Origin of the sequence: Achromobacter sp. SLBN-14, assembly GCF_006715415.1 — a bacterium.
GTDB classification, from domain to species: Bacteria; Pseudomonadota; Gammaproteobacteria; order Burkholderiales; family Burkholderiaceae_B; genus Achromobacter; species Achromobacter mucicolens.
Window position 1 is genome coordinate 176,763 of the sequence record NZ_VFNE01000001.1, and the last position, 13,217, is coordinate 189,979.

Here is a 13,217-nt window from a genome sequence, read left to right on the forward strand (position 1 = left end):
ATGGCTTACTTGTCAACGCATCCATCAATCTCGGTCACTTCGTTTTAGCCTCGGAACCGGCGGGCAAGCCCTTCTTTGATCCGCGCAGAATCCGGGCGAAGGCCTCTGCCGTGGGGTTGACGTTGTCGGGGCGGCGAGCACAGTAAAGGTCCACATCGAAGGCATTTTGCTGCCCCGTCAGCGGCCGGTATTCGACGCCGTTAATGCGCAGCGTCGCCGCCGATTCCGGCACCAGGGCCACCCCCATTCCGCCTTCGACCAGCGCCAGCAAGGTCGGCAGAACGCTCTCGTACACGATATGCGGCCGCACATTGTGATCCCGGAACAATCGCGTCTGCACGGCATTGAAGTACGACGAGGCCTCACGTTTAAAGCCGACCACATCCAGACCGTCAAGACGCGCCATCGGCACGCGTTCATAACGTGTCAGCGGATGTCCCGGCGGCAAGGCCAGGATCATCTTCTCGCGGTGCACCCGCTCAAACACCAGATCGGGCTCGACCGCGCGCGGCAAACGGCGAAAGATCGCCAGGTCGATGGTATTGGCCATCAACTGTTCCGTCAGCTCGCTAGTTAGCGCATTTTCCAGCACCAATTCAACGTCCGGATACTCCGCGCGGTACTTCGCCAGCACACGCGGCAAGACCTGATAAGCCGCGGTGCTGACAAAACCCACCGCCAGCCGCCCGGCATCGCCGCTGCCGGCACGCCGCGCCGCATGCACGGCGGCCTCATCCTCGTCGAGCAAACGCCGCGCGCGCAGCAAGAGCACTTCGCCCGCCTTGGTCAACTTGACGGACCGGGTGGACCGCACGAACAGCTCGGTGCCGACCTGGGCCTCGAATTGGCGTATCAACTGGCTAAGCGGCGGCTGGCTGAGATTGAGCCTGACGGCCGCCCGGCCAAAGTGCAGCTCTTCGGCCACCACCACAAACGCGCGCAGCGCGCGTGAAACCAAGGACATGGCTTACCCCGAACATTAGGTCAGTTTTCATCTTAATTGCTGTTTTTTATTGTATTAGACATACCAATTGGCCAACCATAAAGTTCTCAGTGACGTAGCCCACAACGGATCTCACTGTGAAGCCTTTGAATCAATGGACGGCCTGCGAAATGGCCGCTGCCATCGCCCGCGGCGACACCACCCCCGAAGCGGTGGCGCGGGCCTGCCTGGACCGTATCGCCGAGCGCAACGACGAAATACAGGCCTTTGTGGCGCATGACCCCGAGCGCGTCTTGGCAGAAGCCCGGCGTGTCACGCCTTTGGCCGGGGCGCCGTTGCGTGGCGTGCCGTTCGCCGCCAAAGACATCTTCGATTCGGCCGACTATCCAACCGAGTACGGCTCACCCATCTATCAAGGCCATCGCCCGTCCACCGACGCCAGCTGCATCGCCATGGCCCGCCATCATGGCGCGATGCTTCTGGGCAAAGTCGCCACAGGCGAATTCGCCACGCAAACGCCCAGCCGCGCCGCCAATCCGCTGCGCGTGAGCCATACGCCTGGCGGTTCCTCCAGCGGGTCGGCCGCCGCAGTCGCGGATGGCATGGTGCCGGTTGCCTTCGGCACTCAGACCACCGCCTCCATTGTCCGGCCTGCCATTTACTGCGGCGTCGTGGGCTTCAAACCCAGCTTCGGCCTGATCGCCTCGGCTGGCATGAAGGCCTTGAGCCCCTCGCAAGACACGGTCGGGGTGATCGTTCGCGATGTGGCCGACGCGGCGTTCTTCACCCTGGGCCTGCATGCCGCGCGCGACGTCATGGCCGCGACTGGCGCACGCCCGCGCGTGGGGCTCTGCCTGTCCCGCCAATGGGACTATGCGCAAGCGGCAACACTGGCCGCCATCGAGCGCGCCGCCGCCGTATTGCAGGGCCAGGGCTGCACGGTTGAACGCTTCTGGCTGCCGGACGAGTTCGAAGCGCTGGAAGCGCTTCAGTTGCGCATCTTTGCCTTCGAGGCTCGCCTGTCCCTGGCGCAGGAACGCCTGCAACACGCAGATCGCCTGAGCCCGCGCCTGGTGGCCCGGCTCAGCACCGAAATCGGCCTGGACGAGTACACCCTCATGCTGCAACAGGCCGCGCGGCTGCGGGCGCGTGCGCGCCGGCTGTTCAGCGATTACGACGTGCTGCTGTATCCCGCCGCCGAAGGCGAAGCAGAAGCCGGCCACCAGTCGGCCGGCTCGCCCCGATATGGCGCGATCTGGACCTTGCTGCATTTGCCCTGCATCTCCTTTCCGCTGGAGATCGGCCCGGGCGGCCTGCCAGTGGGCGCGCAGCTCATTGGCCCCTATGGCCAGGACACGCGCCTGCTCGCCGCCGCCCGCTTTGTGACCGAGGCGCTGCAGCCGCCGCCTGCCTCGTGAATCCAGTCAACCGCAGTACGACTACAAGGGGAATACCAATGAAAGCAAAACATATCCTGGCCACACTGGCCTTGAGTGCATTGAGCCTGGGCGCCCACGCCCAGGAGACACTGAAGATCGGCGGTATCGGGCCACTGTCGGGTGGAGGCACCGCGTGGGGCCTGGCGGTGCAGCGCGGCGTGCAGATGGCGATCGACGAAGTCAACGCGCAAGGCGGCCTCAAGGTGGGCGGCAAGACCTATAAGCCCGAATTGCTGATGTATGACGACAAGTACAGCGCCACCGGCGGGCGCACGGCCGCCGAACGGCTGGTCAATTACGACAAGGTCAAGTTCATCGTCGGGCCCATCGGCACGCCGTCGGTCATGGCGGCAGTTCCCATCGTCAATCAGGGCCGCGTCATCATGCTGTCCAATGGCTATGCGCCGGACATCCTCAAGCAGAACGGCAAGGACGGCTACAACTTCCGCACCATGAACAGCAATGTCGAGTTCGGCCCGGCCATGGTGAAGTGGCTGAAGGAGAACCGTCCAAAAGCCAGGAAAGTGGCCCTGATCGTGCCCAATGACGCCACCGGGCAAGTCGTGATGCCCACGCTGGGCCAGGCCTATAAAGACGCCGGCTACAGCGTGTGGTCGGAAGGCTATGAGCGCGGCTCCAAAGAATTCACGCCGCTCTTGATGCGCATGATGGCCCAGGATGCCGATGTGCTGGACCTGAATTTGAACGCGCCAGGCGAGGCCGGCCTGCTGGTCAAACAGGCTCGCCAGATAGGCTACAAGGGCATCATCTGGCAGGTGGGCGGCCCTGGCATCGATGAGGTCGCCGATATCGCCGGCCCGCTGGCCGAGGGCTTCATGTCCTATGACGTGTTCGACTTCAACGAACCCGCCGCCAGGAAGTTCGTCGAAAACTACAAAAAGCGCTGGAGCGGCGTCATCAATGCCCAGACGCCCGGCTGGTACAACTCGGCGCGGATTCTCTTCAAGGCCATCGAAGAAGCGGGAACGGTCAGCGACACCGATAAGGTGCGCAAGGCGATGGAGAGCATCAGCGGCTTTGACGCCGGCATTTACGGCCCGGTGGTCTGGGGCGGCGAACGCGCTTATGGCGTCAACCATCAATTGCTGAACAAGTTCTGGATCACCGAGATCAAGAACGGCAAGCCGCATGCCCTGACTTCCCTGGTTCCGGTCAAGGAATAAGCCCGTCCCGTTTCGAGGAATGCTCATGTTCTCCGCACCTGTGCTGATGCAGGTGCTGATCAATGGCTTGAGCCTGAGTGCGATCTATGTGCTGATCGCGCTTGGCTTCACGCTGTTGTTCGGCATCATGAAAGTCGTCAACTTCGCGCATGGCAGTTTCGCCATGCTGGGCGGCTACGCCCTGTTCTACTACTTCGGCGAATTGAAGCTGCCATACGTGGTCGCCATCGTGCTGGCGGCACTGACAGTCGCCTCGCTAAGCCTGATCCTGGAATGGCTGGTGTACCGCCGTTTCTATCAAAAGATGTTCCAGAGCATGATTGGCCTGCTGGGATTGGACATCGCCATTGTGTACACCAGCGTGCTGGTCTGGGACGTCTATGAGCGTTCGGTGCCCGCAGCGCTCGACACCATGGTGCAACTGGGCCCGGTCATGATTCCCGCCGACAAGCTGATGGTGATAGGCATCGCCATCGCCGTACTGCTGGCGTTCTGGGCCTTCATGAGCAGCAGCCGCTACGGCCTGGCGGTGCGCGCCTCGGCCGAAGACATCGAGATCGCCGAAGCGCAGGGGGTGAACACGCGCCGCATCTACCAGCTGGCATTCTTTCTGGCCGTCTTCATGACCGCCATCGCGGGAGCCATCTACGCCCAGACCTATGCACTCTCGCCCTTCATGGGAGAGCGGCCTTTGATGGTTGCCTTCATCGTGGTCATTCTGGGCGGCATGGGCAGCATTCCCGGCGCGGCGCTCGGCGGTGTGATTTTCGGCTTTGCCGAGAGTTTCCTCGCCACGTTTTACGGCTCGGCCACCTCGACCTTTGTTTCCTTTGCGGTCGTCATCGCCCTGCTGGTGATACGCCCCTGGGGCCTGCTGGGCAAACCCGAACACTGAAGGACGCGCACTCATGACTCAACTATCCATGCCCCTGGCGCGACCCGCACGGCCCCGGCGCTCGCGCGGCCTGGCAGCCAGTCTGGCCGGCCTGCTGGTGCTGGCGCTGCTGGCCCTGGCGCCCCAGGTGTTCGACAACGCCTTCCTGCTCGCCATCGGCGCGCTGATTCTGCTCAACATCATCGGCGCCCTGAGCCTGCACCTCATCATCAGAACCGGCCATATTTCGCTATCGCACGCAGGCTTTATCGGCATCGGCGCCTATGGCTGCGCGCTGGCCGTCACGAAACTGCAACTGCCGCCCGCCATGGGCCTGGCCGTGGGTACTGCCGCAGCCGGCCTGCTCGCCCTGCTGGTCGGCCCGGTGCTACTTCGCCTGACCGGCAAGTATTTTGTGCTGGTGACCTTTTTGCTGGGCGAGATCATCCGTCTGGTGCTGGTCGAATGGGAAAGCCTGACGGGCGGCGCCAATGGGCTGTCCAATCTCCCACCGCTCAACCCGGCCTGGAGTTCACCGCTGGCCCAGTACTACGTGTCCCTGATCGCGGCGGCGCTATGCACCCTGCTGTGCGTGCGGTTGCTGATGTCGGAAACCGGCCGCGCCATCGATGCCGTGCGTGAGGCGCCGCGTCTGACCGAATGCTCGGGCGTGCGCGTGTTGCCGCTCAAGGTCGGCATTTTCGTGCTGGGCTGCGCGCTGGCAGGCCTGCAAGGCGGGCTGCTGGCTTTCTTCATGCGGTACATCGACCCGACCACGTTCGGCATGGTCGATTCGCTCAATCTGGTCGTGATGAATGTGCTGGGGGGCATGTACAACGCCATCGGCCCCATTATTGGCGCCGTCTTTCTGGTTGCCCTGCCCGAATTGCTGCGCGGCTACGTCGAAGTGCAGCGCATTCTGTTCGGCATCGCCCTTATCGTCGTGATGGCCGCCTTCCCTTCGGGCTTGGCAGGTCTGTTCAGCTGGCTGGCCACGCGCCGCCGTGGAGGCCAGGCATGAAAACCCTGCTTGAGGTGCAAGACATCGGTCGCAGCTTCGGCGGTCTGAAAGCGGTCGATGGCGTAAGTTTCGAAGTCTATGCTGGCGAAATTCTTGGCGTCATCGGCCCCAACGGCGCGGGCAAGACCACATTGGTCAACCTGATCAGCGGCGTCATCATGCCCTCACGCGGCACGGTCGTCTTCGATGGCGAAAAAGTGACCGGCTGGGCGCCATCCAGACTCAGCGGACGCGGACTGGTGCGCACCTTTCAGTCCACAGCCGTCTACAGCGCAGCCAGCGTGCGCGAAAACCTGGTGCGCGGCAGCTATCTGCTGCGCTATCCCGGCGCGCTGCCGGCGCTGTTCGGCATGGGCAGCAGCAGCCAGCGCCGGGCCGAGTCCGACGCGCTGGTCGAACAATTGCTCGGCAGCATGAATCTGCGCGCCGTGGCCGATGCCAGCGCCGGCAGTCTGCCCTACGGCTTACAGAAGATCCTCGGCATTGCCATTGCACTGGCGGCTCGGCCTCGGCTATTGATGCTGGATGAACCCGTTGCCGGCCTTAGCGCCGAGGAAACCGACCAGGTGCGCAAGGTCATCCAGCAAGTGCGCGAATCCGGGGTCACCGTCATGGTGATCGATCACAACATGCGCTTTATCGCCGGCCTGTGCGACCGCCTGCTGGTGGTTGCCGCCGGCCAGGAATTGACCCGAGGCAAACCGGCCGACGTGCTGCGCGACAGCCGGGTTGTCGAAGCTTATCTGGGGACGAGAAATGTCACTGCTGGAATTGCGTGATCTGGAAGTACGTTATGGCCAGGTGGTCGGCACGCGCCGGTTGTCGCTGACCATCGCCGCGGGTGAAACCGTCGCGCTCATCGGCGCCAACGGCGCCGGCAAAAGCAGCACCTTGCGCGCCATCTCCGGCCTGGCGCGGCAATATCAGGGCGAAATTCTCTGGGAAGGCCGCAGCATCAAGACACTGCCTGCCTCGGAAGTGGTCAAGCTGGGCATTGGGTTCTCGCCGGAGGGACGGCGCGTGTTTCCGTCGCTGACGGTGGCCGAAAACCTGAAGATGGGCGCGTTCGGCCGGGGCCGTGAATGCGCCACGCAGCGCATGACCGAGATTTACGGCTATTTCCCGCGCCTGAAGGAACGCGCCCGCCAGGCTGCGGGTAGCCTGTCCGGTGGCGAACAGCAAATGCTGGCCATCGGCCGTGCGCTGATGAGCGGACCAAGATTGTTCCTCCTGGATGAGCCCTCTTTGGGGCTGGCGCCTATTGTCGTCGAGCGCATTGGCGACATTCTGCTCGAGATCCAGGCTCGCGAAGGCCTGAGCTTTGTGCTGGCGGAACAGAACGCCAACTGGGCGATGCGCGTCGCCAGCCGGACCGCCATTCTGCAATTGGGCGAGAAGGTCTATGACGACGCTTCTGATGCCCTGCTCGAAGACCCCAAGGTACAGACTGCCTTTCTAGGCGTTTAAACACAGGACACCATCATGCTTCTTCCGTATCACGACCGCTATCCCTATAGCGCGATTCCAGAACGCAGCAACTACAACTGGCCGCAAGGCAAACGCCTGGCGGTTTACCTGGGCCTGAACATCGAGCATTTCGCCTTCGGCGCCGGCCGGGGACACAATCTTGGCGCCGAGCTGCCGCAGCCGGATGTACGCGCGTTCGCCTGGCGAGATTATGGGAACCGGGTCGGCGTCTGGCGCCTGCTGGATCTGTTCGATGAGCTTGAGCTGCCGGCCGCCCATTTGCTCAACACCGTGGTCTTTGACTACGCGCCGCAGATCGCCGAACGCCTGCTTGCGCGTGGCGATGAGATCATCGGCCATGGCCGGACCAATGCCGAAGCCCAAGGGCATCTCTGGCCGGCCGACGAACGCCGCCTGCTGCTGGAGGTGCGCGATGCCATCAAGACGCATACCGGCCAGGATGTTCGCGGCTGGATGGGACCATGGATGTCGCAAAGCCACCAGACACCGGAACTGCTGGTGGACACCGGCTACAAATTCGTCATGGATTGGCCGGCCGACGACCAACCGGTATGGATGAGCACGCAACAAGGCCCGTTGATGTCCGTGCCCTATCCGCTGGAGATCAATGACTCGCCGCAGATGCTGGTGCGCCGCCATTCCGCCGTGGAATTTGAACAGATGATCATCGATCAGTTCGACGAAATGCTGGCGCAATCGGCCAGGCAGCCTCTGGTCTGCGGCATTGCGCTGCACACCATGATCGTCGGCCAACCTTACCGCCTGCGGGCCTTGCGCCGTGCGCTGAAGTACATCGTCGAACACCCCGAGCGCGACAAGATCTGGTTCACCCGGCCGGGCGCCATCTACGATCACTGCGCGGCGCTCGGCCCCGGCACCATGCCGCAATAGCCCAGTGCCCCACCGGTTCTGAAACCGATTCCGCCACTCGCTTTCAGAACCACCTATCCGGCCGCTTATATCTGACGCCTGCCGGCAACGCCCGGCCACCCTCGCCCGGCAACAATTTGACAAGCCCTGCCTGGAATCGGTAATAATAACAATTACTATTTCCCGTAATTCGCATGAGCAGTTGTCCCGCCTCCGACTGCGAGGCGCCGGCGGCTTGATCAAAAGGTTGGATCTTGAGTACGCCGGGATGCGCCTTCCCCTCCTCCATCGAAACGCTTTATAGCGATCACCACTCCTGGCTGAGAGGATGGTTGCGCCGCCGCCTGGGCAACGCGGATCAAGCGGAAGACCTGGCTCACGACACCTTCATCCGCCTGCTTAGCAGCGATCGGATTCCGGCCACGCTCACCGAGCCGCGCGCGTTTCTTACCACGGTCGCCCAGCACCTGGTGTCCAACCACTGGCGCCGCGAGAAACTGGAGCGCGCGTATCTGGAAGCGCTGGCCCAGGCCCCGCAGGCGGTGCACTGGTCGCCCGAGGACCGGGCCATCGTGCTGGAAACGCTGCTGGAGCTGGACCGTCTGCTGGATGGGCTGCCCGCCATCGTGCGGCAGGCATTCCTGCTGTCGCAGCTGGACGGGCACACGCACGCCCAGGTGGCCGAGGCGCTGGGCATCTCGGTCCCCACGGTCAAGCGCTATCTCGTCAAGGCCTTGCAGCGCTGCTGCTTCGCCGATCTGTCTTTTACCGGATGAGCCGCCGCATGTCCGCCTCGCCGTGGTACGGCGCCACCCGCGATGCGGCTGCCGTATCGCCCGCCGTCGCGCAACGCGCGCTGGAATGGCTGGTGCAATTGCAAGACGACCCCGTTGCCCCCGAAACAGTGCGGGCATGGACCTCCTGGCGCGCCGCGCACCCCGACCACGAGCGCGCGTGGCTGCGCATCGAATCCGTGCAAGGCCGACTGCAGCCGCTGGCTGCCCCGGGAAGCTCGGCCATCGCGCAGGCAGCGCTGGCCGCCCCCGCCTGCGCCCAGCGCCGGCGCGCATTGAAGGCCGTGAGCGTCCTGGGTATCACCAGCGGCGCGGCCTGGGGCGTCGGGCAGAGCGCCCCGTGGCGCACTTGGACGTCAGACCATCGCACCGCCATCGGCGAACACCGCAGCCTGACGCTGCCGGACGGAACCCGTGTGGTGCTGAACACCGACAGCGCCATCGACGTGCGCTACAGCGCGGGTTTGCGGCGCGTGGCGCTCATCGCGGGCGAAATCCTGATCACCACTGCCCAAGAGACAGGCGTACCCCACCGGCCCTTTCTTGTCGAGACCGCGCACGGCACCGCGCGAGCGCTGGGCACCGAATACGCCGTGCGGCTGCTGGACACCTCGACCGAGGTCAGCGTGTTCGAAGGCGCCGTCCAGATCCGCCCGCGCGACGACGCCGCGCACGGACTGACGTTGCAGGCGGGACTGCGCGCCCATTACTCGTCGCGTGGCGTCGCGCAACCGGCCGCCGCCGAGACCAACCAGATCGCCTGGAAAGACGGCTTCATCGTGGCGCGCGGCATGCGCCTGGCCGATTTCATTGCCGAACTCGGCCGCTATAGCCGCGATACGCTGAGTTGCGATCCCGCCGTGGCGGACCGGCTGCTGTCCGGTTCCTTTCCCGTCAACAACGTGGACAAGGTGCTGGCCGCGCTCAGCGCCACGCTGGACATCCGCGTGGAAACCGAGACGCGGCGCTGGCGCGGCCGCCGTCTGCACCTCATCGCCGGCCCCGACACGGCGCGTCAGTCACCGTTGTTACAAAAAAGCTGATCCGTTTTTCGATCCCAAGGGTCAAGGAGGGTGAGCACACAGCAACCTCACCTCTCTGAAAGGCCAGTTCATGAATCACGTCCGGGCGCCCAAGCGCCAGTCCTCCCGCATCCTGCGCCGCGCAGCCACGGCGCGCCTGGCGGGCCGCATCGCCACCGCCACGCTGCTTGCGACGCCCGCACTGGCCGTCCCCACTGCCGCCCACGCGCAGGCCGCCGCCACGCGCAGCTACGACATTCCCGCGGGGACGCTTGAGGACGCGCTGGGCCGCTTCGGGCGTGAAGCCGGCATCGTGCTGTCGTTCCGGCCCGACGTGACGGCTGGCCTGCAAAGCAATGGGCTGCGCGGCACCTACGGCGTGCGCGGCGGGCTGGACACCCTGCTGGCCGGCACCGGCATCCGCGTGCTGCCGCAGTCCAATGGCAGCTATGTGCTGGACCGCCCGGCCGGCGCGGGCATCGCCACGACGCAACTGCCCGCCGTCACGGTCACCGCCTCGGCCGCCGATCCCACCCTGCCCGCGCCCTTTGCGGGCGGCCAGGTGGCGCGCGGCGGCGGCCTGGGCGTGCTGGGCACGGGCGACGTCATGGACGTGCCGTTCAGCACTACCAACTACACCGCGCAGATGATCGAGAACCAGCAGGCCCGCACGCTGGCCGACATCGTCATCAGCGAGTCCTCGGTGCGCACCACCACGTCCAGCGGCGGCTTCTCCGATGAATTCCAGATCCGCGGCTTTTCCGTCGCGGCAGGCGACGTGGGCCTGAACGGCCTGTACGGCCTGGCGTCCGCGAGCCGCATGCCCGCAGCCATGATGGAGCGCGTCGAAGTCCTGAAGGGCCCCGGCACGCTGATGAACGGCATCGGCCCCAGCGGCAGCATCGGCGGCGGCATCAACATCGTCACAAAGCGCGCGGGCGACGAACCCCTGACCCGCCTGACCACCACCTACCAGAGCAAATCGCAACTGGGCGGCCAGCTCGACATGGGCCGGCGCTTTGGCGAGAACAACGAATGGGGCATCCGCGTCAACGGCGTCTACAGCAACGGCGACACCAACATCGACGACGGCAAGCAGGAGCAAGGCGTGGGCGCGCTGGCGCTCGACTACCGCGGCACGAAGCTGCGCTGGTCGCTGGACGCCTACACCCAGCATGAAGACATCGACAATTTCCGTCCCCAGATCGGCTTCCAGTCGAACGTGACCTCGCTGCCGTCGCCGCCGTCCGGCCACCGCAACTTCTATCCCGGCACCAAGCTCAAGCTGAACGACTCGACCGTGGCCACCCGCCTCGAGTACGACATCAACGATCACCTGATGGTCTACGGCGCGACCGGCTACCGCTACGGCACCGCCGAGCAGACCTTCCCGTCCGGCCCCGCCGATGCGCTGGGCAATTTCACGGTATCCAACGCCTATTACGACTCGTATTCGCGCACCTGGACGGGCGACGTCGGCCTGCGCGCCCGCTTCGACACCTGGGGCGTCGGCCACACCGTCACCCTGTCGGCCACGCGCCTGGACCAGGAGTCCGGCAACGCCTACGTCACGTCCTCGGGCCCGGGCGTGCCGTCCAGCATCTACCGCCCCGCGCCGCTGCCCCCGGTCACGGCCTACCGTGGCGCGCCGCAAAAGGCGTCCAAGACCGAGTTGACCAGCTACACGCTGACCGACACCCTGTCCTTCGCCGACGACACCCTGCTGATCACCGGCGGCCTGCGCAACCAGCGCGTCGCGCTGGACAACTATTCCACCGCCACCGGCGCGCGCCTGAACGCCTATGACGAAAGCGCGATTTCCCCGGTCGCCGGCATCGTGTTCAAGCCGATTTCCAACGTCTCGCTGTATGGCAACTTCACCTCCGGCCTGACCCGCGGCGGCATCGCCCCCGCCACGGCCGCCAACGCCGGCCAGGTGTTTGCGCCCTACAAGTCCAAGCAATACGAAGCGGGCGTCAAGGTCGACTGGGGCAAGATCATCACCAGCGCCTCGGTGTTCCAGATCACGCGCCCCAACTCGATGACCGATCCCGACACGCGGATCTACAGCTTCGACGGCGAACAGCGCAACCGCGGCCTGGAACTGTCGGCCTTCGGCGAAGCCATGCCGGGCCTGCGCATGATGGCCAGCGCCACGTTCTACGACGCCACCCTCAAGCGCACCGCGGGCGGCGTGAACGACGGCAACGAAGCCAACGGCGTGCCGAAGAACACCTTCAACCTGGGCGTGGACTGGGACACCCCCTGGGTGCGCGGCCTGAGCCTGAACGCCCGCGTGATCCACACCTCGTCGATGTACTTCAACGCGGCCAACACGCTGACCCTGCCCTCGTGGACCCGCTACGACATCGGCGCGCGCTACAACACCGAAATCCTGGGCCGCTCCGTGGTGTTCCGCGCGAATATCGAAAACCTGTTCAACAAGGACTTCTGGCTGGCCAGCGGCTCGTACGCGACGGTGGCCGCGCCGCGCACGTTCTTGTTGTCGGCGCAGATTGATTTTTGATCCGTACGCCTGCAAGGATTCGCGGCCCCCGCGCCGCGAATCAACTGCCTGCCGCAAAGCCGGCCTCCGCAACGAGGCCGGCTTTTTTCATCGCGGCTGCGACGCCACGTACTCCCGAAGCGTCTGCACCAGCGCCACGGCGGCGGGTGACAGACTGCGGTTGCGCGCCGTCACCAAGCCAATTGAGCGCTCGGCCACCGGCGCCGTCAGGCGGCGCTGCACGATGCCGGTCTGCGCCACCGCGCCGGCGGCGATCTCTGGCAGCGCGGCCACGCCGAAGCCGCATTCCACCATGGCCACGATCGTGGTCAGGTGCTCGGCCTCGAACGCGGGCGCAAAGCGGATGCGGTTCTGCAGGAAGGCCCATTCCGTGTATTGGCGCACGCTGCTCGGGTGGACCATTGACACATGCTCCGCGCCGGCCGTGTCGGCCCAGCGCAGCGGACCCTTTGCGCGCGCAAGCGGATGCCCCTCGGGGATCAGCAGGATGAAGCTGTCGGACATCAGCGGCACGTAGTGCAGGTCGGCGTGCTGCGGGTCGGCGGCGGTCAGGGCAAAATCCACTTCGCCCGCACGCACCAGATCGAAGGCCGGGCCGGACAGCGTGTCGCGCACTTTCAGCGCGACATGCGGGTGTGCCTGGCGGTAGGTCATCAGCACCCGCGGCAGCAGCCGCGCCGCCAGCGACGGCAGCGCGGCGACCGACACCTGGCCCTCTTCCGCGCTGGAAATGCCGCTCACGGCAGCGATCGCGTCGCGAAACGCCGCCTGCAGGGTCGCGGCCTGCTGCAGAAAGACCTCGCCCGCGGCCGTCAGCCGCACGGTGCGCGTCGTGCGGTCGAACAGGCGCACGCCCAGCGCCTCCTCGATCCGCTGGATCTGCGTGGACAACGCCGACTGCGACAGATGCAGCTGCCCGGCGGCCTGCCGGAAATTGAGCGTGCGGCCCAGCACCAGCGTGGTGTCGATGTCGCGCATCGAGAGATTGATCTGCATGGTTTGTCCCCGGGCGTTATTGATCTGATTGACCGATCATTCTATTCAAAAATTCTGAT

At 65.0% G+C, this 13,217-nt stretch carries 12 protein-coding genes; 10 read left to right on the top strand and 2 right to left on the bottom strand.

From position 1 onward, the window contains the following. Positions 1-34 precede the first annotated feature (34 nt). Positions 35-964, bottom strand: coding sequence for a LysR substrate-binding domain-containing protein (locus tag FBY20_RS00765; RefSeq protein WP_056316242.1), 930 nt, complete (start codon positions 962-964; stop codon positions 35-37). 116 nt (positions 965-1,080) lie between these two features. Here FBY20_RS00765 and FBY20_RS00770 point away from each other — a divergent pair, with 116 nt between their 5' ends. The 10 genes from FBY20_RS00770 to FBY20_RS00815 all read left to right on the top strand — a co-directional run bounded on the left by FBY20_RS00770 (position 1,081) and on the right by FBY20_RS00815 (position 12,162). Beyond that, complete coding sequence (locus FBY20_RS00770; protein ID WP_255452195.1) at positions 1,081-2,361, top strand: amidase; 1,281 nt, start codon at positions 1,081-1,083, stop codon at positions 2,359-2,361. Positions 2,362-2,399: 38 nt separating this feature from the next. After that, positions 2,400-3,566, top strand: coding sequence for an ABC transporter substrate-binding protein (locus FBY20_RS00775; protein WP_082586176.1), 1,167 nt, complete (start codon positions 2,400-2,402; stop codon positions 3,564-3,566). A 25-nt stretch (positions 3,567-3,591) separates the two neighbouring features. Continuing rightward, the gene (locus tag FBY20_RS00780; protein ID WP_160144393.1) at positions 3,592-4,461 is read left to right on the top strand and encodes a branched-chain amino acid ABC transporter permease; all 870 of its coding nucleotides are present in this window, start codon (positions 3,592-3,594) and stop codon (positions 4,459-4,461) included. A gap of 13 nt (positions 4,462-4,474) precedes the next feature. Beyond that, positions 4,475-5,461 carry a branched-chain amino acid ABC transporter permease gene (locus FBY20_RS00785; RefSeq protein WP_142049356.1) on the top strand — a complete coding sequence of 329 codons (987 nt, stop codon included), beginning with the start codon at positions 4,475-4,477 and terminating at the stop codon, positions 5,459-5,461. After that, the gene (locus FBY20_RS00790) at positions 5,458-6,240 is read left to right on the top strand and encodes an ABC transporter ATP-binding protein (protein ID WP_142049359.1); all 783 of its coding nucleotides are present in this window, start codon (positions 5,458-5,460) and stop codon (positions 6,238-6,240) included. Before FBY20_RS00785 ends, FBY20_RS00790 begins: the two co-directional genes overlap by 4 nt. Beyond that, the gene (locus tag FBY20_RS00795) at positions 6,218-6,928 is read left to right on the top strand and encodes an ABC transporter ATP-binding protein (RefSeq protein ID WP_142049362.1); all 711 of its coding nucleotides are present in this window, start codon (positions 6,218-6,220) and stop codon (positions 6,926-6,928) included. Before FBY20_RS00790 ends, FBY20_RS00795 begins: the two co-directional genes overlap by 23 nt. A 15-nt stretch (positions 6,929-6,943) precedes the next feature. Continuing rightward, positions 6,944-7,840, top strand: a complete 897-nt coding sequence (locus FBY20_RS00800; RefSeq protein ID WP_142049365.1) for a polysaccharide deacetylase family protein — start codon at positions 6,944-6,946, stop codon at positions 7,838-7,840. Positions 7,841-8,073: 233 nt separating this feature from the next. Next, positions 8,074-8,595, top strand: coding sequence for a sigma-70 family RNA polymerase sigma factor (locus FBY20_RS00805; RefSeq protein WP_128828040.1), 522 nt, complete (start codon positions 8,074-8,076; stop codon positions 8,593-8,595). An 8-nt stretch (positions 8,596-8,603) separates the two neighbouring features. Then, complete coding sequence (locus FBY20_RS00810; protein ID WP_056316218.1) at positions 8,604-9,656, top strand: FecR family protein; 1,053 nt, start codon at positions 8,604-8,606, stop codon at positions 9,654-9,656. A 70-nt stretch (positions 9,657-9,726) separates the two neighbouring features. Beyond that, the gene (locus FBY20_RS00815; protein ID WP_174245381.1) at positions 9,727-12,162 is read left to right on the top strand and encodes a TonB-dependent receptor; all 2,436 of its coding nucleotides are present in this window, start codon (positions 9,727-9,729) and stop codon (positions 12,160-12,162) included. Positions 12,163-12,249: 87 nt separating this feature from the next. Here the strand turns inward: FBY20_RS00815 and FBY20_RS00820 are convergent, their stop codons facing one another. Beyond that, positions 12,250-13,158, bottom strand: coding sequence for a LysR family transcriptional regulator (locus FBY20_RS00820; protein WP_142049368.1), 909 nt, complete (start codon positions 13,156-13,158; stop codon positions 12,250-12,252). Positions 13,159-13,217 lie beyond the last annotated feature (59 nt).